Annotated in this window: 21 protein-coding genes and 1 tRNA gene; 7 read left to right on the top strand and 15 right to left on the bottom strand. The window is 58.3% G+C overall.

Going from position 1 to position 23,995, the window contains the following annotated elements; genetic code table 11:
* The first annotated feature begins 17 nt into the window (after positions 1-17).
* Positions 18-2,504: an efflux RND transporter permease subunit gene (locus tag FO268_RS12685; protein ID WP_150993580.1), complete on the top strand. Its 2,487-nt coding sequence runs from the start codon at positions 18-20 to the stop codon at positions 2,502-2,504.
* A 412-nt stretch (positions 2,505-2,916) separates the two neighbouring features.
* On the opposite strand, the gene FO268_RS12680 is transcribed toward FO268_RS12685, so the two are convergent.
* Entirely contained in the window at positions 2,917-3,366 is a 450-nt protein-coding gene (locus FO268_RS12680; RefSeq protein WP_150993578.1) for a Spy/CpxP family protein refolding chaperone, read from the bottom strand.
* Between the two features lie 219 nt (positions 3,367-3,585).
* Between FO268_RS12680 and ylqF the strand changes: the two genes are divergently transcribed.
* From ylqF to fnr, 3 genes are all read left to right on the top strand, one after another.
* Positions 3,586-4,473, top strand: coding sequence for a ribosome biogenesis GTPase YlqF (gene ylqF / locus FO268_RS12675; RefSeq protein WP_150993576.1), 888 nt, complete (start codon positions 3,586-3,588; stop codon positions 4,471-4,473).
* Between the two features lie 138 nt (positions 4,474-4,611).
* Positions 4,612-5,820, top strand: a complete 1,209-nt coding sequence (gene fabB / locus FO268_RS12670; RefSeq protein WP_150993574.1) for a beta-ketoacyl-ACP synthase I — start codon at positions 4,612-4,614, stop codon at positions 5,818-5,820.
* A 166-nt stretch (positions 5,821-5,986) separates the two neighbouring features.
* Positions 5,987-6,733: a fumarate/nitrate reduction transcriptional regulator Fnr gene (fnr, locus tag FO268_RS12665; RefSeq protein WP_150993572.1), complete on the top strand. Its 747-nt coding sequence runs from the start codon at positions 5,987-5,989 to the stop codon at positions 6,731-6,733.
* Positions 6,734-6,768: 35 nt separating this feature from the next.
* Here the strand turns inward: fnr and FO268_RS12660 are convergent, their stop codons facing one another.
* Entirely contained in the window at positions 6,769-7,647 is an 879-nt protein-coding gene (locus tag FO268_RS12660) for a sugar nucleotide-binding protein (RefSeq protein ID WP_150993571.1), read from the bottom strand.
* Between the two features lie 204 nt (positions 7,648-7,851).
* Here FO268_RS12660 and FO268_RS12655 point away from each other — a divergent pair, with 204 nt between their 5' ends.
* The gene (locus FO268_RS12655) at positions 7,852-8,211 is read left to right on the top strand and encodes a hypothetical protein (RefSeq protein WP_150993569.1); all 360 of its coding nucleotides are present in this window, start codon (positions 7,852-7,854) and stop codon (positions 8,209-8,211) included.
* A gap of 1 nt (position 8,212) precedes the next feature.
* On the opposite strand, the gene alr is transcribed toward FO268_RS12655, so the two are convergent.
* From alr to rnr, 8 genes are all read right to left on the bottom strand, one after another.
* On the bottom strand, positions 8,213-9,310 hold the full coding sequence (gene alr, locus FO268_RS12650) for an alanine racemase (RefSeq protein WP_150993567.1): 1,098 nt from the start codon (positions 9,308-9,310) through the stop codon (positions 8,213-8,215).
* Positions 9,310-10,707 (bottom strand): replicative DNA helicase, encoded by a 1,398-nt coding sequence (dnaB, locus tag FO268_RS12645; RefSeq protein ID WP_150993565.1) that lies wholly within the window; start codon positions 10,705-10,707, stop codon positions 9,310-9,312. Before dnaB ends, alr begins: the two co-directional genes overlap by 1 nt.
* A gap of 148 nt (positions 10,708-10,855) precedes the next feature.
* Positions 10,856-11,302 (bottom strand): 50S ribosomal protein L9, encoded by a 447-nt coding sequence (gene rplI, locus FO268_RS12640; RefSeq protein ID WP_150993563.1) that lies wholly within the window; start codon positions 11,300-11,302, stop codon positions 10,856-10,858.
* 20 nt (positions 11,303-11,322) lie between these two features.
* Positions 11,323-12,189 (bottom strand): hypothetical protein, encoded by an 867-nt coding sequence (locus tag FO268_RS12635; RefSeq protein WP_150993561.1) that lies wholly within the window; start codon positions 12,187-12,189, stop codon positions 11,323-11,325.
* Between the two features lie 27 nt (positions 12,190-12,216).
* Positions 12,217-12,447, bottom strand: a complete 231-nt coding sequence (gene rpsR / locus FO268_RS12630) for a 30S ribosomal protein S18 (protein WP_007154918.1) — start codon at positions 12,445-12,447, stop codon at positions 12,217-12,219.
* A 29-nt stretch (positions 12,448-12,476) separates the two neighbouring features.
* A complete protein-coding gene (gene rpsF, locus FO268_RS12625) occupies positions 12,477-12,899 on the bottom strand; it encodes a 30S ribosomal protein S6 (protein WP_150993559.1) in 423 nt (140 codons plus the stop codon).
* A gap of 180 nt (positions 12,900-13,079) precedes the next feature.
* A complete protein-coding gene (gene rlmB, locus FO268_RS12620) occupies positions 13,080-13,817 on the bottom strand; it encodes a 23S rRNA (guanosine(2251)-2'-O)-methyltransferase RlmB (protein ID WP_150993557.1) in 738 nt (245 codons plus the stop codon).
* A gap of 3 nt (positions 13,818-13,820) precedes the next feature.
* Positions 13,821-16,436 (bottom strand): ribonuclease R, encoded by a 2,616-nt coding sequence (rnr, locus tag FO268_RS12615; protein ID WP_150993555.1) that lies wholly within the window; start codon positions 16,434-16,436, stop codon positions 13,821-13,823.
* A gap of 272 nt (positions 16,437-16,708) precedes the next feature.
* Between rnr and FO268_RS12610 the strand changes: the two genes are divergently transcribed.
* A tRNA-Leu gene (locus FO268_RS12610) sits at positions 16,709-16,795 on the top strand.
* A gap of 118 nt (positions 16,796-16,913) precedes the next feature.
* On the opposite strand, the gene FO268_RS12605 is transcribed toward FO268_RS12610, so the two are convergent.
* From FO268_RS12605 to mpl, 4 genes are all read right to left on the bottom strand, one after another.
* Entirely contained in the window at positions 16,914-18,761 is a 1,848-nt protein-coding gene (locus tag FO268_RS12605; protein WP_150993553.1) for a hypothetical protein, read from the bottom strand.
* A gap of 153 nt (positions 18,762-18,914) precedes the next feature.
* Complete coding sequence (locus FO268_RS12600; protein WP_150993551.1) at positions 18,915-20,060, bottom strand: acyl-CoA dehydrogenase family protein; 1,146 nt, start codon at positions 20,058-20,060, stop codon at positions 18,915-18,917.
* Positions 20,061-20,176: 116 nt separating this feature from the next.
* Positions 20,177-20,824, bottom strand: coding sequence for a flavin prenyltransferase UbiX (locus FO268_RS12595; protein WP_150993549.1), 648 nt, complete (start codon positions 20,822-20,824; stop codon positions 20,177-20,179).
* A 38-nt stretch (positions 20,825-20,862) separates the two neighbouring features.
* Complete coding sequence (gene mpl / locus FO268_RS12590) at positions 20,863-22,257, bottom strand: UDP-N-acetylmuramate:L-alanyl-gamma-D-glutamyl-meso-diaminopimelate ligase (protein ID WP_150993547.1); 1,395 nt, start codon at positions 22,255-22,257, stop codon at positions 20,863-20,865.
* 154 nt (positions 22,258-22,411) lie between these two features.
* Between mpl and FO268_RS12585 the strand changes: the two genes are divergently transcribed.
* A complete protein-coding gene (locus tag FO268_RS12585) occupies positions 22,412-23,674 on the top strand; it encodes a 6-phosphofructokinase (RefSeq protein ID WP_150993546.1) in 1,263 nt (420 codons plus the stop codon).
* Positions 23,675-23,738: 64 nt separating this feature from the next.
* Here the strand turns inward: FO268_RS12585 and FO268_RS12580 are convergent, their stop codons facing one another.
* Entirely contained in the window at positions 23,739-23,990 is a 252-nt protein-coding gene (locus tag FO268_RS12580) for a GrxA family glutaredoxin (protein WP_150993544.1), read from the bottom strand.
* Positions 23,991-23,995 lie beyond the last annotated feature (5 nt).

Below are 23,995 nucleotides of genomic sequence, written 5' to 3'. Positions count from 1 at the left end.
GAAGGGTGCTCTTTTCGATGTCCTGGCTTCGATCGTTCTATGACCGGCTGATTTTTCCCCGTCCTCTTGTAATACTTCTGCTGTTCGGTGTCCTGCTGGTTATTGCCAGCCTGCGCCTCGACCAGTTCCGCCTGGACGCTTCTGCCGAGTCCCTGGTGCTCGAAAACGATCGCTCGCTGGAGCAGTACCGGGAGGTAAACCGGCGGTTCACCACCTCTGATGATTTCCTGGTAGTGACGTTTACCCCCAACGACGAGTTGTTCAGCGACGATGGGCTGGCCCTGCTCGCCTCTTTGCGGGATGAGTTGTCCGCCCTGGATAACGTCAGCTCCACCAACAGTATTCTCAACGTTCCGCTGCTCCACAGCCCGGACCTGACCCTGGACACTGTGGACTCCGAGATAAAAACGATCGACGAGCATGGGGTTGAACCCGAAACCGCCCGCAAAGCCTTGCTCAATAACCCGCTTTATCCCAACCTTCTGATCAGCGAGGACGGTGGCACCACCGCAATCCAGGTCAACCTGCCTACCCCGGAACGCTATTTCGAGCTGCTCCGTGAGCGCAATAACCTGCGCGACAAGGTGGACGGTGGCGAAGCCACGGCGCAGGAACAGCAACGACTGGAAGCCGTAAGCCGGGAATTTATCGAATTCACCGAAGCGCAAGGTGAGGAGCGGGACCGCACCATCGACAACGTCCGTACCATTCTCGACAGCTACCGGGACCGGGCCGAGATTTACCTGGGCGGGGTCCCAATGATCGTCGCCGACATGATCCGCTTTATCGAGAGCGACCTGTCCACGTTTGGCATCGGCGTGCTGATTTTCCTGCTGCTGACCCTGGCGATCATCTTCCGCCAGTGGCGCTGGGTACTGGTACCCCTGCTGTGCTGCAGTTTTACCGTGTGGCTGGTGATCGGTTACCTGAGCTGGGTACGCTGGCCGGTAACGGTGATTTCCTCGAACTTCGTATCGCTGCTGCTGATCATGACCCTGTCGCTGACCATCCACCTCATCGTCCGCTACCGGGAATTCCAGCACGACGAGCCGGACGCGTCACCCAGGGACATCCTTCGCAATACCCTGCTGGCGATGGTCAAACCCTGCTTCTACATGGCCATCACCACCATCGTTGCCTTCGGCTCACTGACGTTCAGCGGTATTCGCCCGGTGATCGATTTCGGCTGGATGATGACCATTGGCCTGACTGTGGCCTTCCTCATCACCTTCGTGATCTTTCCCGCCCTGCTGGCGCTGCTGCCTCCACCGGTGGATGACCGCGTACGTTCGGACCGTATCCCCTTTACCGATAGGTTCGCGCGGTTTACGGAGCACTACGGGAAGACGATTCTGGTTGGCTCTGCCATCATCGCCGTGCTCTGCGTCATCGGCCTTAACCGCCTGACGGTGGAAAACAGCTTCATCGACTACTTCAAGTCCAGCACTGAAATCCATCAGGGCATGATCACCATCGACGACCGCCTGGGCGGTACTACCCCACTGGATGTGGTGATCACCGATGACAAGGCGCCAGAAAGCGCAAGCGGCGGTGACCCTTTCGCCAGCGATTGTGATCCGTTTGTGGATGACTGCGATGGAGCGGAGGAGTACCGGGACACCTGGTTTACCTACCAGAAGATGGAACGCCTGGAGAAGGTCCATATGTACCTGGACAGCCTGCCGGAAACCGGCAAGGTACAGTCCATCAGCACCACGCTGGACATCTTGGCCCAGGTCAACGGCGGCGAGCCGCTGAATGCCCTTGAACTGGCGTTCGTGCCTTCGGCGGTGCCGGACGATCTGCAGGACATTCTGCTGACCCCCTACATCAGTGAGGAGCACGACCAGGCCCGTTTCAGTATCCGCATTCTGGAAACCTCCCCTGATCTGCGCCGCCAGGAACTGCTGGACCGTATACGCATTCACCTGACCGAGGAAATGGGCTTCGAGGACGACCAGATCCAGCTCACGGGGATGACGGTGATGTACAACAACATGTTGCAGAGCCTCTTCGAGTCCCAGATCAAGACGCTGGGCGTGGTGTTCCTGGCGATCATGATGATGTTCCTGATCCTGTTCCGGTCGGTCAAGCTGGCGCTGATCGGCATGGCGCCGAATCTGATCGCGGCGGGCTCGGTGCTGGGGCTGATGGGCTGGCTGGGCATTCCACTGGATATGATGACGATTACGGTGGCTGCAATTACCGTGGGGATTGCGGTGGACGACACTATCCACTACATCCACCGCTTCAAGACGGAGTTCGTTAAAGACGGCGACTACATCGCCACCATGCACCGCTGCCACCGCAGTATCGGGCAGGCGATGTTCTTTACCTCACTGACGATCATTACTGGCTTTTCGATCCTGGTGCTCTCGAACTTTATCCCGACCATCTACTTCGGTTTGTTTACCGGCTTTGCCATGTTTATGGCTTTGGTGGGTGCTCTTACCTTGTTACCTCGGCTTATTGTGTTGATTAAGCCATTCGGCGTTCGGGGCTGAGTTTTGGAGTTCTCGTTCGCCTAGCCTTCTGAGATTGGCGATTGTCGCCCCGGTGTAGGCCCTTCCCGGAACCGCTACGAGCACGTCCATGTGCGCTTGACTTCGGCCTTCCCTGGCCGAAGACATTCCGGGAAGGGCCTACACCGGCGCTCCTTGCAAACTGCATGATTTCGCGTGGCCAAGGCGATTTTTGCCAGGTCAAACGAAGCGGCGGGGCGGGCCTTCAGAAACCGTGGAGCGCCAGGGATGGCGCGACCGAGCCCTACAGGGACGTATTCACGGGCGTGTTTCTGAAGGCCCGCCCCGCCGCGACCTGCCCCCCAAACAGCAGGCTACAGGCACAAAAAAACCGCCCAAGCCAGAGGCAAAGGCGGCTTCTTAGGCTCCGGGCGCTAACCCGGCGAGCAGGCAGTTACTGCATACCCTGCGGTTGCTGCTGCATCTGACGCTGCTGTTGCATCTGCTGCTGCATTTGCTGCATGCGCTTGTTCAGCTCTTCGCGCTGCTCTTCGGTGAACACCGCATCAACCTTGGCCTGCATCAGGGTAGACATGGCGGTCATCTCACCCGTTACATCACCAAGCTTTTCAGCATTATCACGAATCGTGTCCTCGTCATAATCCGGCTTGATCTCGGCCTGGATCTTCTGCTGCAGTTGCTGGGCTTCGCCCTGAAGCTCCTGAATCTCAGCCTGCATCTCTTCGATGATGCCACGGATTTCTTTCTGCTGGTCTTCGCTCAGGCCAACCATCTGTGCCAGCTGATCAACTTGGTCCGGCTGCCCGCCAGATTGCTGAGCCATCGCCGGAGAGGACAGCCCAAGTGCAATCAGGGCAATTCCGAACAGTTTCACGAGCTTCATAGATATCTCCATTAATCGATTATTGAGTCGCTTCAGGTTTTCGAGCCCTACACCCTAAAACAAAACAACCGGGTATTTCACCCCGAACCCCCCTCTTTTTGTACACACTTCACACTCACTAAACCCTCAACTCCCGCCACAGGCGGGTTGAGAGAAATGTGAAAATTTAGTCATTCCCGTCCATAATGGCGCCGTTCAGCCATTTCCGGAGTAGCAAACATGGCCATTAACTGGTTTCCAGGGCATATGCACAAGGCCCGCAAGGAGATCAAGAAGATAATGCCCCAGATGGATCTCATCATTGAGGTCGTCGACGCACGCCTGCCGTTCAGCAGTGAAAACCCACTGGTCCCTGCCCTGCGGGGCGATACGCCGGTAATCAAGGTGCTCAACAAGCGTGATCTTGCCGACCCGGCTATCACCGACCGGTGGCTGACCTGGCTGGAGAAGGAGCGTGGCGTGCGCGCCATCACCATGACCCACAATCAGCGGGCGGAAGCACTGGATATCCTGCGCCTGGCGGGTGAGATGACGCCAGGCCACGATCGTCAGAAGCGGGCTCTGCGGGTGATGATTCTAGGCATTCCCAATGTCGGCAAGTCCACGCTGATCAACACCATCGCTGGCCGACCGGCTGCCAAGACCGGGAATGAACCCGCTGTGACTCGGGCTCAGCAGACCATCAAACTGCCAGGCAATGTGCTGTTGTACGATACACCCGGCTTCCTCTGGCCCAAGCTGTCACCGGAAGCCTGTGGCTACCGCCTGGCCATTAGTGGCGCCATCCGTAGCGCAGTCATCGAGTTCGAGGACGTGGCGATGTTCGAGGCGGATTATCTGCTGGAAGCCTACCCGGAGCTGGTGATGGCGCGCTACGGGTTTGAAGAAACGCCACAGGACGGTCTGGCCCTGATGGACGGCATTGCGCTGAAGCGACGATTCCTCGGCCGCGGTGGCGTGCCCGACCTGCACAAGGTGTCTGAGATACTGCTCAATGAATTCCGATCCGGCAAGTTGGGGCGCATTTCTCTGGAAACCCCTGAAATGGTAGAGAAGGAAACCCGGGAAGAAGCCGAGCGCCAACAGGCGAAGAACGAAAAACCCTGAAGCCCGTCCAGGGTTTCAGGCCCTCCCTTACCAAGGTCAAATACCGTACTGCCTCCAAAGCGCCTAGACTGGTAATAATAGTCAGACATTAAAAGGATCTGCCCGGTCAGCGGAGCAGGCCTTGTTAAGGAGGAAGGTATGAGACGGGTTGTAATCACTGGCATGGGCATTGTTTCCTGCCTGGGCAACTCCACGGCTGCAGTGCTGGAAAGCCTCAGGGAAGGCAAGTCTGGCATCCGGTTCAACGAGACCTATCGGGACATGGGCTTCCGCAGCCAGATTGCGGGCTCCGTTGATGTGGACACCTCGGTCATCGACCGCAAAACCCGACGTTTCATGGGCCAGTCCGCAATGTACAGCTTCCTCGCTATGGAACAGGCCATCGCCTCCTCCGGGCTGACGGACGACATGGTGTCCAATGATCGCACCGGGTTGATTGCCGGGTCCGGCGGCGCGTCCAGCGCCAGCCAGGTGGAAGCCGTCGATATCATGCGCGAGAAAGGCGTGAAGCGCATTGGCCCCTATATGGTTCCCAGAATCATGACCAGCACGGTCTCGGCCTGCCTGGCAACCGCGTTCAAGATACGGGGCGTGAACTATTCCATGTCCTCAGCCTGTGCCACCAGCGCCCACTGCATCGGCCATGCCGCTGAACAGATCCAGGCCGGCAAGCAGGATATTGTGTTTGCTGGTGGCGGGGAAGAAGAGGACTGGAGCCTGACCATGCTCTTCGACGCCATGGGCGCCCTCTCCACCAAGTACAACGACGCACCCGCCACTGCCTCCAGACCCTTCGACAGTGGCCGTGACGGCTTCGTGATTGCCGGTGGCGGTGGCATGGTTGTGGTGGAAGAACTGGAACACGCCCGTAAACGCGGGGCAAACATCATTGCCGAGCTGGTGGGTTACGGTGCCACATCCGACGGCCACGACATGGTGGCGCCTTCAGGGGAAGGCGCCCTGCGTTGCATGCAGCAGGCGATGTCCACAGCAGAGGCCCCGGTGGATTACATCAACGCCCACGGCACCAGCACGCCGGTAGGTGATGTAGCGGAGATGAAAGCGGTCAGGAACGTGTTTGGCGACAAAGTGCCGCAGATTTCGTCCACCAAGTCGCTATCTGGCCATTCCCTGGGAGCCTCAGGCGTGCACGAAGCTATCTATTCCCTGCTCATGTTGCAAAACGGGTTTATCGCCGGCACCAAGAACCTGACAAACCTGGACGAGTCCATCGCCGGCATGCCGGTTGTGGGGCCGGATAGCAAAAAGGCGGACCTCACTACCGTGATGTCCAACAGCTTCGGGTTCGGTGGCACCAATGCCTCCCTGGTGTTCCAAAAAATCTGATGGCCAGGTAGGAATCAGGCTGCCACATCGGGCTGTCCCAGGTCCTCCTGCGGCGGTATATGGGTTATATACTTATGCTTGTCAATGGCATTTGTCATTGGCAACGCCCACCGTTCGTACTAAAGTACGGTTTTGACATGCATCAATAACGGATGGTTCGTCTCCCATGGCTCAAGCTATCAGGCTCCACCAGGCTTCCCCGCTCAAGGCCTCCTGTCACCAGTGCAGCCTCAGCAACCTTTGCCTTCCCCTGGCAGTTGAAGAAAATGACCTTGACCGACTCGAAGACATTGTCCAGCAGGGCCGGATTTTCAATCGTGGCGAGCATATTTTTGATCAGAGCACGCCCTTCCGGTCTTGCTTTGCGGTAAAGAGCGGCGCCATCAAGACGTCGATTATCAGTGAGAATGGCGAAGAGCAGGTCACAGGATTCTTTATGCCCGGTGAGCTGGTGGGGCTGGACAGCATGGGCAGTAAAAACTATGCCTGCACCGCCAGGGCACTGGAGCGTACCAGTGTGTGCGAGTTTCCGGTGGACAAGCTGGAAGAGCTCACAGGCAAGCTGCCGGATCTCCAGCACCACATGTATCACCTGATGAGCCAGGAAATCCAGGGAAGCCATCAGTTGGCCATGTTGCTGAGCAAGAATACGGCAGAAGAGCGGATTGCCGCACTGTTGCTGTCCTTGTCCAGCCGCTTCCAGCGTCGCCGCATGTCCGGCACCAACTTCAGCCTGCCCATGGCCCGCAACGACATCGCCAATTTCCTGGGCCTGGCCGTGGAAACCGTCAGCCGGGTGTTCACCCGTTTCCAGAACCAGGGCATTATCAGCGCCCGTGGCCGGGAAGTAGAGCTTCTCGATGTCGAGGCACTGCAGACGGTTACCCGGGAGTTCTCTCGCCAGAACACCTGAGCACGCTACCCGCCTGAACCATGAACCGGCCGGCATCAACTGGCCGGTTCGTCAATCAACTCCCTGTCCCCGTTCAGCGAAAGCAACTCCAGCTCTTCAGCCAGCCCGGATCGCCAGGGTAACTGTTTAACGCCAAAGGTGTTGCGGATCTTGGTGCAGATCATGGTGGTGTTGGCAGGCTCAAGAGCAGCCCAGGCCGGCATTTCATCCACCACCCGGATGCCACCGGGAATACCACTCAGCCCGGTGATGGCCAGGCCAAGCTCATAGAGCGAGATATCCTCTGCACCAGCATACTGGTAGGTTCCCCACACTTCAGCCCCACAGTCGATCTGCTGGACAATCGCAGCAATCACCCGGGAAAGATCGCTCACGGTCACCGGCTGGCCATGGCACTTGCCGGGCAACCTGATGACATCAGAACACGCCGCCACAGACTGAACCTTGCGGATAAAACGCCCCAGGCTCCAGCCTGTCCGCAGAATGATATGCCGGGGCAAAAGCGTTCGTACCGCCTGTTCACACTCCCATTGCCAGTTTCCCAGCTCGTTTCCGGGCTGGCCAGGGTTGGAAGCAATGTAGGCACTCTGTTTGCGGCCATCAAAAACATAACAGGACGAGAGCTGAAGCAGTGCCATATTCCGGTCACGGGCATACTCCGCCAACGCCACGGGCAGCGAGAAGGCGACCTTGTGGGCGGCCTCCGGATCCTGTTCGGCAACTTCCGGATTGGTCAGCCATAATGCGTTCAAAATCAGGTCCGTGTCATCGGGAATCCAGCCGTCAAGCGCTGTGAGATCCGCTGTTTCCAGCTCACTGATCAGCAACGGGCTGACCTGCAGCGACGTATTTCTCAGACGCTCCAGCAATACCCGGCCCAACGGGCCATAATCATGAACAACAAGAACGTGCACGGGCGCTCACTGCCTCCAGGTTTGGTCAAGTATCTGTATCTACACTGTAATCGTTCACGCCAGCGGTTGGAACGAATACCCGGGATATCACTGATATGACGGGTGACCGGTACCGTTCAAGCCAATGGCACACCGGGCTCAACCCATAGAATGCGTATCGGAGAACCGAGCAGATCTTACGAGCATACAACAACAGGATCCCACATGCTGAAACAACAAAGCCATATTGTTGCCCCCATCCCGGATGAACTGCGCACCCGCGCACTCTACACCGTCGACGAGCTCCGTGAACGGGGCAAAGCCGACAAGGAAGCCATCGACAAGCTGTTTGCGCTGATCGTCGAGATGACCGATAACGGCCTGGACTTTTTCTTCCTGGAGCCTCTACGCCGACTGAATGCCAGCAGCATGCTGATGGGCATGGCCAGAATGGGCATCAGCAGCATGCTCAAGGGCAGTAAAATGGTGGTCCACAAGGTGCTGAAAAAACTGGACGACCGCAGCCTGGCCGCCATTCTCGATTTCATCGAGGAGATTATCCACGAGCCCGAAGCCGCTTCCTGAGCTAATCGGCTTTGTCACCGGGTCGGTCGTACAGCCTGGGCACCCGGGTTGTGATTCCAGTGAGCAGTTCGTAGGCGATCGTGCCTGCGCACCGGGCGACTTCGTCCACACTCACATGCCGTCCCCAAAGCTCCACTGTATCGCCCTCAGAGGCGCTGGGCGCCCCTGTCAGATCGACCGCCAGCATGTCCATGGACACCCGGCCAATCAGGCGTATGCGGTTGCCAGCGACCCAGGCGGGCGTATCCGTACCGGCGTGGCGCGGATAACCATCACCGTAACCGATGGCTACGATCCCCATCCGGGTTTCCTGCCCGGCTGTCCAGCTGCAACCGTAACCCACCGACTCGCCGGGCTTGAGGGTTCGTACCGCCGTTAACGGCGCTTCCAGGGTCATGACCGGCTCAAGGCCCAGTTCCGGCCCCGTCTTTTCCAGCACGGGAGAGGCCCCGTAGAGCATAATGCCGGGGCGACTCCAGTCAAACAGTGGCTGGCCGGGCAGGAAGTGCGCAGCTGAGTTGCCAGCGCTTTTCGCCAGCGAGGGCCAGTCAACCACTGTCTCAGCAAACAGACGGGTCTGCTGATCGGTAAAGCTACTGGCGGGGTCATCCGCGCAGGCAAAATGGGTGACGAAACCGATGACTTTTGGCTGCCTGGCATGGTTTCCCAACCGGGCCATTACGTCGGGCAGCATGGCGGGCGCAAAGCCAAGCCGGTTCATGCCGGTGTTTACCTTGAGCCAGAGTGGCGGCATTTCTGTCGACTGCTCCAACCAGCCCAACTGGTAGTCGCTGTGAACCACCACTTCAAAACCCTCTCGGGCGCACGTGGCCAGGTCATCCGCACTGTGGACACCCTGCAGCAACACCACCGGATGACCCACACCTGCCTCCCGGATGGCGAGGGCCTCTTCAAGACAGGCAACAGCAAATTTAGGCGCCTCGTCTGCCAGCGCCCGGGCCACATCACGAATGCCATGGCCGTAACCGTCAGCCTTGATGACAGCCATAGCCCGGGCCGGGCTGGCTAATCTGCAGGCAACACGATAGTTGTGCCGAAGAGCATCAAAATCAATGCGGGCAACGGTCTTTCGTGGCATCAATAATCCCCGCCGTAATCGCCGTGGGCCAGGTCTTCGAATTTGGTGTACTTACCGATAAAGGCCAGGCGAACGGTACCAATAGGGCCGTTACGCTGCTTACCGATAATAATCTCGGCAATACCTTTATCGGAGGTGTCTTCGTTATAGACCTCATCGCGGTAGACGAACATGATCACGTCCGCGTCCTGCTCGATGGCGCCGGATTCCCGCAGGTCGGAATTCACCGGGCGTTTGTTGGGCCGTTGCTCCAGGCTCCGGTTAAGCTGCGACAGCGCCACCACGGGGCAACTCAACTCTTTGGCGATGCCTTTCAGGGAACGGGAAATCTCGGAAATCTCGGCGGTACGGCCCTCGGTGTTACCCGGCACCCGCATCAACTGTAGATAATCCACCATGATCATGCCGAGCTGGCCGTTGTTCTCACGAGCGATGCGGCGGGCGCGGGAGCGCATCTCTGTGGGGCTCAGGCCCGGAGTGTCATCAATGTAGAGGGGCTTGTCTTTCAACAAGCTGACGGCCGAGGTCAGCCTGGGCCAGTCGTCCTCTTCCAGCTTGCCACTGCGGATACGGCTCTGGTCGATCCGGCCCAGGGAGGACAGCATACGCATAACCAGCGCATCCGCCGGCATTTCCATACTGAACACGAGAATCGGCGTGCTGGTACTGATCAGCGCATTCTCGACAATGTTCATCGCAAACGTGGTCTTACCCATGGAGGGGCGCCCCGCCACGATAAGCAGATCTGCCGGTTGCATCCCGGAAGTCCACTCGTCCAGATCCTTGAACCCTGTGGTCAGGCCCGTTGTGGTTTCACCGGACTCGAACAGCTCCTCTATCCTGCTGAGCGCTTTGGTCAGTATCGGGTTGATGGCCTGAGGGCCCGTACCCTCTTTGACTCGCGATTCCGCGATTTTGAAAACGTTCCGCTCTGCCTCGTCAAGTACTTCACTGCTGGTACGTCCGAGAGGGTTGAATGCGGAATCCGATATTGTCCCGGAAACCTCAACCAGTTGGCGAAGTATCGAGCGCTCCCGCACGATGTCCGCATAGGCGCGGATATTGGCAGCACCCGGGGTTTTTTCTGCCAGTTCCGCCAGGTAGGAAAGCCCCCCGGCGTCTTCAATATCACCGGCTCGCTCAAGGAATTCTGTCAGCGTAACCACATCCAGCGGTTCGCTCTCACTGGCAAGGCGCTCTGCTGCACCGAAGATGAGCCGGTGATCCTGGCGATAGAAATCGACCGCGGAGATCATTTCCGAGATCTCGTCGAATCGGCGGTTGTCCAGCATCAGGCCGCCGAGAACCGCCTGTTCAGCCTCGACGGAGTGGGGAGGAACCTTGATCCGACTGGTTTCAGGGTCGCTGTTTACCGGTTTGAAATTCGGGTTGGCCATGGAAACTTCTTCGTCTAGCTAGGGCAAGGACAAATCATACACCACAAAGCAACAAGCCCGGAATCCACCTGAGCGGATTCCGGGCTTGTATGGCTGCCGCCGGGTCGGAACCCGGCGTTACCGCTTGACGTGCAACTTACTCGGCTGCTTACTCTGCAACAACAGCCAGGTTAATCGCAACGGTCACGTCGGAGTGCAGCTGAAGCTCAATTTCGTACTCGCCGACCACACGGAGTGGACCTTCCGGCAGACGAACTTCGCTTTTCTCGACTTCGGTGCCAGTGGCGGTAATCGCATCCGCGATGTCACGCACACCGATAGAACCGAACAGCTTGCCTTCTTCACCAGCCTTGGAGGTGATGGTGACGGAGGCGCCTTCCAGCTTCTCAGCGCGAGCCTGGGCTTCGGCCAGCTTCTCGGCTGCCGCTTTTTCCAGCTCTGCACGACGCTCTTCGAACGCCTTCAGGTTGTCGGCGGTTGCCGGAACAGCCTTGCCATACGGCAGCAGAAAATTACGACCGTAACCGGCCTTTACCTTGACCTTGTCACCCAGTGAACCAAGGTTTGCTACTTTTTCGAGCAGAATAACTTCCATCTCGTTAACCTCTTCGTGCTTTATTCAGCCGGGCCGGAGGGTTTTATTCGCCTCCGGATGTCCAGCCAGCTATCCACAAAAGCCAGAACTACCAACAGAATCATCAGGCTGGGACCAAGCAGCACCAGCGCCAGATAGAACATCACCAGCCACTGACCACTCAGGTTTTTACGACCAACAACGCCATGAACCAGGGCCAGCCCCGCCAGAAACAGCGGCAACCCTCCGGCCCAGCCCAGCAGCATGGAATTCAGCCCGAGAACGGGCCCTGCCACCATGGTAATCACACAGATAACTGCGATTGCCGGTGACAGCCGGAGCGAGTGGAACTCGGCCCGGAATCCGCCAGGGTTATACAACCCCGCCTGCCAGGATCTTGCCAACATGGTCATGCCCACACCGGTAACCAGGTAGGTGCCTGCCATGCTCGCATTCATGGTCTGCCGAATAACTGTTTCCAGGTTGTCGCCAAGACTCCTGGCCACTTCGGCGTTGTATTCTTGGTAAAACCTCACCCCCGTCTGCACCAGATCATTAAGCAGATCCGGATACACCAGAGGCAGCATCATGCCTGTCACAATACCCAGGAAACTGCCCCCCAGGAGCGCTTTCTCCCAGGACAGGGTTGTTCGCAGTATCGATGCAATCAGCATTACCTGAAGCAGTACCGCCAGTGCTGTCGGGTCTTGCCCGAACCAGCTCCAGCCGAGTGCCGGAAGCAATGCCCAGAGACCAATGTTAAGCCCCTGGCTGATACCCAGCCTGAGAATTACCAGGCCGATTACGGCTGCACCAATCCAGAACAACAGAGGTATCGCAGTGGTAACTGCAGCAACCCCGCCTGCCTGCAGAGGACCGCGCATTACAAACTGTGCCAGTGCACGCATGGTCCCGGGTCCTGTTTATTCTGTTACTTAGTTATCGTGGCTGTCCGAATACGGCAGCAGTGCCAGGTAGCGGGCACGCTTGATAGCGGTAGCCAGCTGACGCTGATAGCGTGCCTTGGTGCCGGTGATACGGCTGGGCACGATTTTGCCGGTCTCAGTAATGTAACCTTTCAGGGTGTCCAGATCCTTGTAATCGATCTCTTTAACACCTTCTGCCGTGAAGCGGCAGAATTTACGACGTCTGAAAAAACGAGCCATAACTTAACTCCTCAACTCCGGTGATGGTTTTACTCTTCTTCGTCCTGGGTTTCAGTCTCAGCCTGCTGACGTGGCTCGTCAGATTCAGCTGAGCGACGTGGGCGATCATCGCCGCCACGACGGTCTTCACGGGACTCGGAAGCTTTCATCGGGGACAGATCCGTATCGGCACCATCGCGGCGCAGGATCATGTCGCGGATGATGGCATCGTTGAAACGGAAGTTGTGAGTCAGCTCGTCCATCGCTGCCTGGGAACATTCGATGTTCATCAGTACGTAGTGAGCCTTGTGAATCTTGTTGATCGGGTAAGCCAGGTGACGACGGCCCCAATCTTCCAGGCGATGTACCTTGCCGCCATCTTCATTGATGACACCGGTATAACGCTCGATCATCGCGGGCACCTGCTCGCTCTGATCCGGGTGTACCATAAATACGATTTCGTAGTGACGCATGAGTTCTCCCTACGGTTTAAACAGCCTCCAGCAAACGCACAGGAAAAGACCGGGCAAATGCAAGAAGCAAGGAGGTGGCAGCCATAGCCGCCGGCTTCTTGATGCCGAGTGCCCCGATTTCAGGCAATACAGCACCGCCCCCTGGAAAGGGGGTCACGTATTCTAGGCGTGTGGAGGGTACTATGCAAGCCGCTGGCGCAAAGCTTCATAAAGGCAAACGCCGGTGGCCACGGAAACGTTGAGGCTGTCTACATGGCCAAACATGGGGATATTGATCAACAGATCACAGTGCTCACGGGTCAGCCGCCGCATGCCCTTGCCCTCTGCCCCCATTACCAGAGCCACCGGGCCGGTAAAATCGGCCTGATATACGGTACTTTTCGCCTCGCCCGCAGTGCCGATAAGCCATACCCCGTTGTCCTGTATGGTTCGCATGAACCGGGCGAGATTGGTGACTCGCACCAGGGGTACGGTTTCGGCAGCCCCGCAGGCCACCTTCCGCACTGTGGGCGACAGTGAGGCTGACTTGTCTTTTGGCACCACCACCGCCTGAACACCGACGGCATCGGCGGTCCGCAGGCATGCGCCCAGGTTGTGGGGGTCAGTCACACCATCCAGAATCAGCAGAAATGGCGGCTTATCAGAACCTGCCAGCATGGCCAGCAAATCGTCCTCGCTCCATTCACGGCTTTCGGACACCGCAGCCACAACACCCTGGTGGACCCCGGCAACCCGCTGGTCCAGTTCCTTACGGTGCACGACCTGCCAGCGCACCCCGAGTTCGTTCAGGGCATCGGTGACGGTTTTGACCCGGCGATCTTCCCGCCCGGTCTGAATCCACACCTGCTGCAAACGCTCGGGCTCACGCTTCAGGACGGCTTCAACGGCATGCCATCCAAAAATAAACTCTTCAGACACAGCTTATTTTCCTGATTTGCGAGGCTTGCGTTTCTTGTCAGCACCGGTGGTTTTACCGGCTGACTTCTTGCCTTTGCCCTTGCCCAGCGCGAGCTTTGCGGCTTCTGCTACCAGCTTGTCCCGGGCGGATAATTCGCCGTCGTCTTCATAGGTCGGGGCCACGCTTTCAGGCTTCGCTGATTTGCCAGCGGCGCCTGGCGCCGACCCTTTCCTCCGGCGCGGCTTCGCAGCCGTATCGCCGGCTTTCTCGCGGTCGCCGCCCCCACGCTCACCTCGGCCAGAGCGGCCTGGGGCGGATTTTCCACCCTTGCCCCGACCCTTGCCTTTTTCCCGGGGCTCCCGCTTGGTAATTTCCAGCGCATCCCGGTCGGCCTGACGGTGCTGAGGCTCGCTCACCAGCTCCAGGTCAATCTTGCGATCTTCCATGCCCACGCGTACCACCTTCACCCGTACATCATCGCCGAGACGGAAACTCATGGCCGTGCGCTCGCCAATCAGCCGATGCTTGGCAGCGTCGTGGTGGAAGTAGTCGCCGCTGAGGGTGGATACGTGTACAAGGCCTTCTATATAGACCCCTGACAGTTCCACGAAGAAACCGAAGGGCACGACGGCGGCGATCACGCCATCGTATTCCTCGCCTACATGATCCTTCAGGTACTCACACTTCAGCCACGCCATGACATCCCGGGTGGCATCGTCAGCGCGCCGCTCGGTCATTGAGCAGTGCTCGCCCAACTGGTGCATGCGAGGCGTATCGTAAGGGTAATCCGCAAGCTCAGGATCACGCTTGGGGGGCTCTACCACATCCTTGCTACCCTCTTCACCATGAACAACAGACTTGATACCCCGGTGCACAATCAGGTCCGGGTAGCGGCGAATCGGCGAGGTAAAGTGGGCATAGCTGGTAAAGCCAAGACCAAAGTGCCCCCCCTCATCCGGGCTGTACACCGCCTGACTGAGAGAGCGCAGCATCACCGTCTGAATAACGTTGGCATCGGAGCGGTCTGAAATACTGGACAACAGTTCCTGGTAATCCGCCGAGGTTGGCTTGTCGCCGCCGCCCAGCTGAAGACCCAGTTCGCCCAGAAATAGCCGCACGGCATTAAGGCGCTCTTCGGACGGGCCGTCGTGAACACGATACAGAGAAGGCACTTTGTGTTTCTTCAGGAAGCGTGCGGTTGCCACGTTGGCCGCCAGCATGCATTCCTCGACAATCTTGTGGGCATCGTTACGCTGAACCGGAACGATTTCCTCAATCTTGCGATTGGCATCGAACACCACCTTGGTTTCCGTGGTTTCGAAATCAATGGCACCCCGCTCGGTCCGGGCCTTGCGCAGCAATTTGTACAGGTTGTACAGGTTGTGCAGGTGCGGCAATACGTGAGCATACTGCTCTGACAGCCTGTAGCCCGGCTCGGAATCAGGCCGCTCCAGCATATCGCTGACCTTGTTGTAGGTTAATCGCGCATGGCTGTGCATCACTGCCTGATAAAAGGTGTAGCCACTAATTGCACCCGCGGCGCTGATGGTCATGTCGGCCACCATGCACAGCCGGTCCACTCCGGGGTTCAGTGAACACAATCCGTTGGACAGCTTTTCCGGGAGCATAGGTACAACGTGGTCGGGAAAATACACCGAGTTACCGCGATTGATCGCCTCTTCATCCAGGGGCGTGCCCGGCCGCACATAGTGGGATACATCGGCAATCGCTACCAGCAATCGGTAGCCGCCCCGAGGGCGTGGTTCGCAATAGATGGCATCATCAAAATCCCGTGCGGTTTCGTCATCAATGGTCACCAGGCGCAGGTTGCGGATATCCACCCTGTGCTGCTTGTCCTTTTCCGTGACCTCCTCAGGAATACCTGCAGCCTGCTCACCCACCGCGGGTGGCCAGCTGTGGGGAATATCGTAGGAGCGGATGGCGACATCGATCTCCATCCCTGGCGCCATGTGCTCGCCCAGTATCTCGACCACCTTGCCGGTAGGCTGGGTGCGAACGGTTGGCTGACGCAGTATATCCACCACCACGTACTGCCCGTGCCGCGCCTCGTTAATGTGTTCGGCGGGAATAAGCACTTCATGGTTGATGCGGGCATTCTCCGGCACCACGAACGAAATGCCGCTTTCCTGGAACAGCCGGCCGACGGTCTGATGGGTGCGATATTCCAGCACCTCAACAATCACCCCTTCGCGTCGCCCCCGATCATCGACCCGGTCTACCCGCGCGGCAACCCGGTCGCCATGGAATACCTGGCGCATCTGGCGCGCCGTCAGAAACAGGTCGGACCCACCGTCATCCGGTATCAGGAACCCGAACCCGTCCTTGTGCCCCGTTACCCGGCCAGTTACCAGGTCTGCCTCTTCGATAGGGAGGTAGGCACCGCGGCGATTGCAGATCAGCTGCCCGTCGCGACACATGGCGATCAACCGGCGGCGCAGGGCCTCAATGCCCTCTTCGGACTGCTGCCCCAATTCTTCGCACAATGTTTCGTGGGTGGCCGGCGCGCCCCTCTCCTTCAAGTGCCCGAGAATGAACTCCCGGCTCTGGATGGGGTTGTCATACTTGCTGGCCTCACGCTGTGCGTGGGGGTCGTTATCTGTCTTTTTCCTGGAAACCATTCGTATCCTTAGCTCTGATTCCCCAACGGAAATCACTCGTTATATGGCATTTTCCGAAGAGTATAACGCCGCCAGCGGCAACCTGCCTAACCAGCCATAAAAAATAGGCGCAAAAACCGACTCTGGCCGACAAAAAATGTTTGACAGCCTTTTTCCGAATGATTAAAGTACGCGCCATCGGTTGACGGCAATGCCTGCAACCGAGGCAGAAGTACCGGAAATTCAACAAGCTAAAGCCGTTGATTCCCCACCGGAAAAGCTGCAAATCACCTGCCGAGGTGGTGAAATTGGTAGACACGCTAGCTTCAGGTGCTAGTGGGGGCAACCCCGTGGAGGTTCAAGTCCTCTCCTCGGCACCACTTCCTTCCTCAGGAAGTGTTACGAATCCGAAACGTTTATAAGCACATGTCGCAAGCGTTGTTCGCCAATGACGTGCTGACTCCCCGGCTATACCCGAGGAGCCGCTCTCTTTTCGCCCTACTCCACCAGCCCTGAAAGATACTCGGAAAGCCGTTGATAGGTGTAATTCACACGGGCATAGGCAGCCGAGGGCATTCTCTCGAACTCCCTTCCACAGGCCCTGCTGCCACCATGCCGGTTCAGGTAGGCAGTACTGACGAGGCTCGGCTGATCCGCCACGAATTCGTTTGAGGTTTCGAACGGGTAGTAGAATGCCCAATCAAAACCCTCGGTGTTCTCAACGCCGGCGGTGGAAGCCATTTTCTGGTCCAGAAAGCCGAACCGCAAAGGGCGCAGGAACCCATCCCGCGTATCAAACTCCAGTGCCAGTGGGCTGAATCCCTCTGGCTGGGGAATAGTTCCGGATACGGTGTAGGGTTGCTGGGCGGAAACCACAAGCGCTGCGTCTGCGTCCTCCGGATCAATGGCGCAGGTCTGAAGGCTGTCAGAAAGGGTCATAATTTCTTCTTCAGTGCCGTCGACCTTGCGGGTAAAGCCGAAGAAAGCCTCAGTGCCATTCTGATAATCGGGCTCCAGCCGTTCGGTCGTATCTCCTGCACTTGCTGTCAACGACTGGACCCGACCATCGCTCATGGTCCAATAGTAACTGATCGCCGCCGTGCCCCCCAATGCCGATGATGACGCCAGGCCCGGATGACAGCTTGTGGTTGTTTCAAAGGCTGCCTCGCCCTCTTCCCAGTCGAACACCAGGCGCTCGTCCGGCCCTTCAATCTCGTGAAAAGTGGCGCTTTCCTGTGACAGGGATATGCCCGGCATCCACTGGGTGCCGGTGTCCGCAATCTTGCCACCGGCATTGACCAGGCGGGCGATTTCTCTCAGGGATGGCATCATGCAGCCGTGGGCGGTAATGGAGGTTACCCGCCCATCTTCGGAATAATCGAACACCAGTTCTGCGGACACGCCGAGATTGGACATGGAAGCGGGGAGCTCGCTGCCCTCGCCCCGCGCAAGCACCGTCTGGCTCTCCAGAATCAGCGGATCCTCCAGTTCAATGGGCACCTCCGGCAGCGCCAGGCCGGCAACATCCACATTTTCGTAGTTGCCCGCGGCGGCAGCCTCGTCCACTAACTTCACCACATCCAGAGCATTACGAACAAACGAGACACCCAGAAGATATGCTGCATCCTCACTCAGACTCCACTCCCGACCATCGCTATCGCGCAACTGGGTGGCCGTGGATTCCGGAAACTGACTGGCCATAAACCGTGCAAAGGCGCGGGCATAGGCATGGGCCCGGTGATCTCCGGATTTAACATAGTCGCTGAGCAGGTTCACATTCCCCAACGCATCCGCCAGGTCGTTTGTGGTGGCCGTCAGATCCCGCACACCAATGACCCGGCGCTGCCGTACCAGCGTACTGAGGGGTGTGACATTGCGAACGCCCGGCGGAGCACTGAGCATGTAGGCGTCTTCCAGCACCACCTCCCCCATACGGGTTTGCTCAAGCGTCTGACCAGGCAGAATGACGGCAAAGAGCGGAAAATCCCTGGGATCGATGTCCGGTGCCACCGATGGATCCTGAAGCAGCTCCGTGGTGTCGAGGGTAAATTCGCCGCCCTCGCCACTCATGGCGGTAGGCTCCCCATTGGGCAGAGTAATTTCGGTGCCGGCACTGTTCGTGATGGTCATCGGTCCCGGGGTGTACTGGCTGTCGCCGTCCATATCCAGCCACACCCGGGCATTACGCAGGTAGCCGTCTATGACCCTGCCGGTGTAGGGCCTGGGTTCGCTGTAATCCTGGGCGTCAAAATCGCGGCCATCCACCGGTGACTCGTCCGATTCCTCGCCGCATCCGGCCAGGGCAAGTGAAAACAGGGCAACTGATATGGGGAGCAGGCGTTTCATTGCGGCAACCATTATCCTTGTTAGAGGTTGTGCCGCTACTTTAGGGGATGTTGCCGGGGTGAACCTTGATAGGTTTGGCAATTTGTAAACTTTGGTAACAAAAGCGCGCCGGCGGAGAGATTCCGGCGGCGCGCCGGCAGTTCAGGTCACGCTTTAAAACGAGCGCGCAACGATTTCCTTCATGATTTCGTTGGTGCCGGCATAAATACGCTGCACCCGGCTATCGGCCCAGGCCCGGGCAATGGGGTACTCCCACATATAACCATAGCCACCGTGAAGCTGGACGCATTCGTCCATGACTTTGCATTGCAGGTCAGTCGTATGCTGCTTCAGCATCGCCGCCGTGGGGATATCCAGCTTCTTCTCAAGATGCAGCTCCAGGCAACGGTCACAGAACACTCGGGCCGCAGTGATTTCAGCTTTCATCTCCGCCATCTTGAAGCGGGTGTTCTGGAACGCGATCACCGGCTTGCCAAACGCCTTGCGCTCCTTCACGTAGTCCAGCGTCCACTGCCAGGCGGCCTCCGCTGCGGCCACAGCGGTCAAGCCCACCTGAAGGCGCTCGGCCGGCAGTTCCGCCATTAACTGGAAAAAGCCCTGGCCTTCCATGGAACCCAGCAGTTTGTCCACCGGCACTTTGACGTCCTGGAAGAACAGCTCGGAGGTATCCTGGGCTTTCATGCCCACCTTGTTCAGGTTCTGTCCTTTTTCGAAGCCCTCCCAGGCGCTTTCCACCAGCAGCAGACTGGTGCCCTTGGCGCCTTCTTTAGGATCGGTCTTGGCCACCACGATCACCAGGTCCGCCATCTGGCCGTTGGTGATGAAGGTTTTGGAGCCATTCAGCACGTAATGGTCGCCTGCCTCGTTCTTTACCGCCGTGGTTTTCACGCCCTGCAGGTCCGAACCGGCACCGGGCTCGGTCATGGCAATGGCTCCGATCATCTCACCGGTGGCCAGTTTTGGCAGGTAATACTGTTTCTGCGCTTCGGACCCGTAGTTGAGGATATAGGGGGCGACGATGTCGGAATGCAGGGTCCAGCCAATACCGGACAGTCCCGCCCTGGACACCTCCTCCATAATGACCGCGCTGTATCGGAAATCTACCCCTACCCCGCCGTACTCTTCCGGCATCGTCGGGCACAGGAAGCCCAGCTCCCCGGCCTTGGTCCAGAGCTCGCGGCTGACCTGGCCGTCCTTTTCCCATTGTTCGTGAAACGGGGCGGCCTCCTGCTGCAGGAACTTGCGGACGGAATCCCGGAAACCTTCAAGGTCGGCATCGAAGAGTGTGCGTGGAATCATGGTGAACCTCGGTGAATGACTGTCTTGTGGTTGTCGTTCACCAAGTCTCGGGGGCGCGGCGTTTTCGCTCAATGATGAAAAGCATCAATCGGGCTGACCAAAACCATCGCCGGTGGTCAGTCGGGCTGCTTTGCCCTCAGCCGCTCCTCGCCCCAGCGCGGCATCAGGTCCTGCGGCAGCCCCAGGTGGTCGAGCAGACGGGCGACAATAAAGTCCACCAGGTCACTGACCGATTGCGGCTGATGATAAAACCCGGGGCTGGCCGGCATGATGACGGCGCCCATGCGGGTCAGGCGCAGCATATTATCCAGGTGCACCTCGGAATACGGCGCTTCCCGGGGCACCAGGATCAGTTGCCGGCGCTCTTTAAGGGCCACATCGCCGGCACGCTCAATAAGGTTATTGCTGGCGCCGGTGGCCAGTGCAGACAATGTGCCGGTGCTGCAGGGGCAAATGACCAGCGGGGCTTTCTCGCCTGAACCGGATGCCGGCGGAGAAAACCAGTCTTCCCGACCGAACACCAGAACCTGCCCGGGCCTGGCGCCGGCATATCGTGTCAGTAAGTCCTGCATGGCCGGCGTATTACCCGGCAATTTCAGGTCCGTTTCGGTGGCGATCACCACCTGGGCGGCCTTGCTGATCATCACATGCACCCGGCAGTCCGCCGCCACCAGGCACTGCAGCAGGCGAAGGCCGTACTGGGCGCCAGAGGCGCCGGTAAATGCCAGGTTGATCACCCGCGGATTGTCTGATGTTGCTGTCATGCTGATGTTCCCTGATCGATTAGGAGGCAAACGCTCGGTCAGCCGGTATTACGTTCCAGTTCGGCAATCAGCTTCTGATGGATACCCCCGAATCCGCCATTACTCATGATGACAATATGGCAGGGGCCGGACACCTGTTCCAGAACCCGGCTGATCAGCGCATCCACCGTCGACTCCACGGAATGGCGTTCCGGCATTTCCGCGGTGGCGTTATAGCCGTCCACCAGTTCGGGAAGCCAGTCCATCTGATTAAGGTTGGCCCAGATCACCCGGTCCGCTGCTGCCGCGCTGGGCAGCAATGTGTGCTGATGTACCCCCTGCTGCATGGTGTTGGACCGCGGCTCGATCAGGGCGAGAATGGTCTCCTCCCCCACTTTGTTGCGCAAACCCTCCAGAGTAGTGGTGATGGCGGTGGGGTGATGGGCAAAATCGTCATAGACATGGACGCCACCAACGTCCGCCAGCAGTTCCATCCGCCGTTTAACGCCCGAAAACCGGCACAGTGCCGCCACGGCGTGATCCGGCGTCACACCCACGTGGCGGGCGGCGGCAATCGCGGCCAGAGCATTGCGAACGTTGTGTATTCCCGTCTGTGACCAGCTCACCGTCGCGACAGGCTGTTCGTGGTGAACCACCATGAAGCGGCTGCCGTCCTCGGCCAGCAACTCCGCCCGCCAGTCGGCCATATAAGGCACTTCACTACCGACGGACGTGGCCTGCACACTGGTCCAGCAGCCCAGTTCCAGCGCACTGTCGAGATGAGTATCCAGCGCCGGGCGTATGATCAGCCCACGTGAGGGCACTGTTCTGACCAGGTGATGAAACTGACGCTCAATGGCCTCCACGTTATCGAAGATATCCGCGTGATCGAACTCCAGATTGTTCAGGATGAGCGTATGGGGCCGGTAATGGACAAACTTGGAGCGCTTGTCGAAGAAGGCGCTGTCATACTCGTCTGCCTCAATCACGAAGAAGTCACTGCTGCCAAGCCGCGCCGAGACGGGAAAATCGTTAGGCACACCGCCCACCAGATAACCGGCCTCGAACCCCGCCTGCTCAAGAATCCATAGCAGCATCGACGTGGTAGTGGTCTTGCCATGGGTGCCGGCAACCGCGAGCACCCAGCGATGACGTAACACCTCCCGGGCCAGCCACTCGGGGCCAGACATATAGTCGATGTTCTGGTTCAGAACGGCTTCCACTTCCGGGTTGCCCCGGGACATGGCGTTGCCAATGAGCACCAGATCCGGTTGTGCCTTGAGGTTGTCAGGATTGTAACCTTCCATTAACCCGATGCCCTGGGCTTCCAGTTGGGTACTCATGGGGGGATACACGCCCTGATCGGAGCCGGTCACGGAGTGTCCGAGCTCTCTGGCCAGCACGGCCAGGCTGCCCATGAAGGTGCCACAGATTCCCAGGATGTGAATATGCATTCGGTTGTCGACCTCTTGGATGAAACCTGCAAAGCGTCCCGTATAGAATGCGGGTCGTCAAGCGTTCGTTACGACGTTTGATGTCATGAAAAAAAACAGCGATTGGCGTATCATCTGCCGCATTCGACGAAACTGCAGGAGGCAACAGCCGGAAATGGCCACCAGAAACGCATTCTATGCCCAGTCAGGCGGTGTCACCGCCGTTATTAACGCCAGTGCCTGCGGGGTCATACAGACCGCTCGCAAATACCCGGACCAGATCGGAAAGGTCTACGCCGGGCGCAATGGTATCATCGGCGCTTTGAAAGAGGAGCTGATCGACACCAGCCTGGAAAGCGAGGACGATATCCAGGCCCTGATCCACACTCCCGGCGGTGCGTTCGGGTCCTGCCGTCACAAGCTGAAGAACTTCGCCGAAAACCGGCGGGAGTACGAGCGCCTGATCGAAGTCTTCCGCGCCCACGATATCGGTTATTTCTTTTACAACGGTGGCGGTGATTCCCAGGACACGGCCTACAAGGTATCGCAACTTGCCGAGAAAATGGGCTACCCGATTACCTGCATCGGCGTTCCCAAAACCGTGGACAATGATCTCCCCTTCACCGATTGCTGCCCGGGATTTGGCTCAGTTGCCAAGTACATTGCCACCTCGACACTGGAAGCCAGCCTCGACATCCGTTCCATGTGCGAATCCTCCACAAAGGTGTTCATCCTCGAAGTGATGGGGCGACATGCCGGCTGGATTGCTGCATCTGGCGGCCTGGCCGGCCAGGGTGAAGGTGACCCCCCACACGTGATTCTTTTCCCGGAGGTGCCGTTCGAACGGGAGCGGTTCCTCGAACGGGTGGATTTCTGCGTCAGGGAATATGGGTACTGCGTGGTGGTAGCGTCTGAAGGCGCCCAGTATGAAGATGGCCGTTTCCTGGCCGACGCCGGCGCCAAGGATGCCTTCGGCCATACCCAACTCGGCGGTGTAGCCCCGACTCTTGCCAATATGGTGCGCCAGGCCCTGGGACACAAATACCACTGGGCGGTTGCGGACTATCTGCAGCGTAGCGCACGCCATATTGCCTCCGCCACGGATGTCGAGCAGGCCTACGCGGTGGGCAGGGTAGCTGTGGAAATGGCCCTTGCCGGCAAGCAGGCACTGATGCCCACCATCGTGCGCGAGCAGTCACGCCCCTATCGGTGGCACATCGGCGAAGCTCCCCTGGCGGACGTTGCCAACCAGGAAAAGAAAATGCCGATCCACTATATCACCGATGACGGCTACGGAATCACCCAGGATTGCCGGGACTACCTGGAGCCCCTGATCTACGGTGAAAGCTTTCCGCCGTTTGATAACGGCCTGCCGCGGGTGGCAAAGCTGAAAAACCAGTTGGTGGAAAAGCGACTGAAGGCCGATTTCCAGCTCTGATTGGCCCCATACAAAAAAACGGCGCCCGGTTGACTACTGGGCGCCGTTTTTTCTGGATTACTGCTCAGTTGGCCGTAGTACCGAGCCGTTCCAGGTATTCGGAAAAGTGATCAAACCCACCGATATGCTCCTGCCCCACGAATATCTGCGGCACCGTATGAACGGGCTTGCCTATGGTTTTCGACAGATCCTCTTTGCTGATCCCCTCCTCGACGATATCCACGTAGCGATAGGGGAAATCATTGATCTCACACAGCTGCCTTGCACGCGTACAGAAACCACAGGAAGCACGGCCAAAAATGGTGACTTGCTCCATAATTA

The organism is Marinobacter denitrificans (assembly GCF_008795955.1).
In the GTDB taxonomy this organism is placed as follows: domain Bacteria; phylum Pseudomonadota; class Gammaproteobacteria; order Pseudomonadales; family Oleiphilaceae; genus Marinobacter; species Marinobacter denitrificans.
Note: the sequence above shows the minus strand (reverse complement) of the source record. Positions and strands in the feature narration are given on the sequence as shown.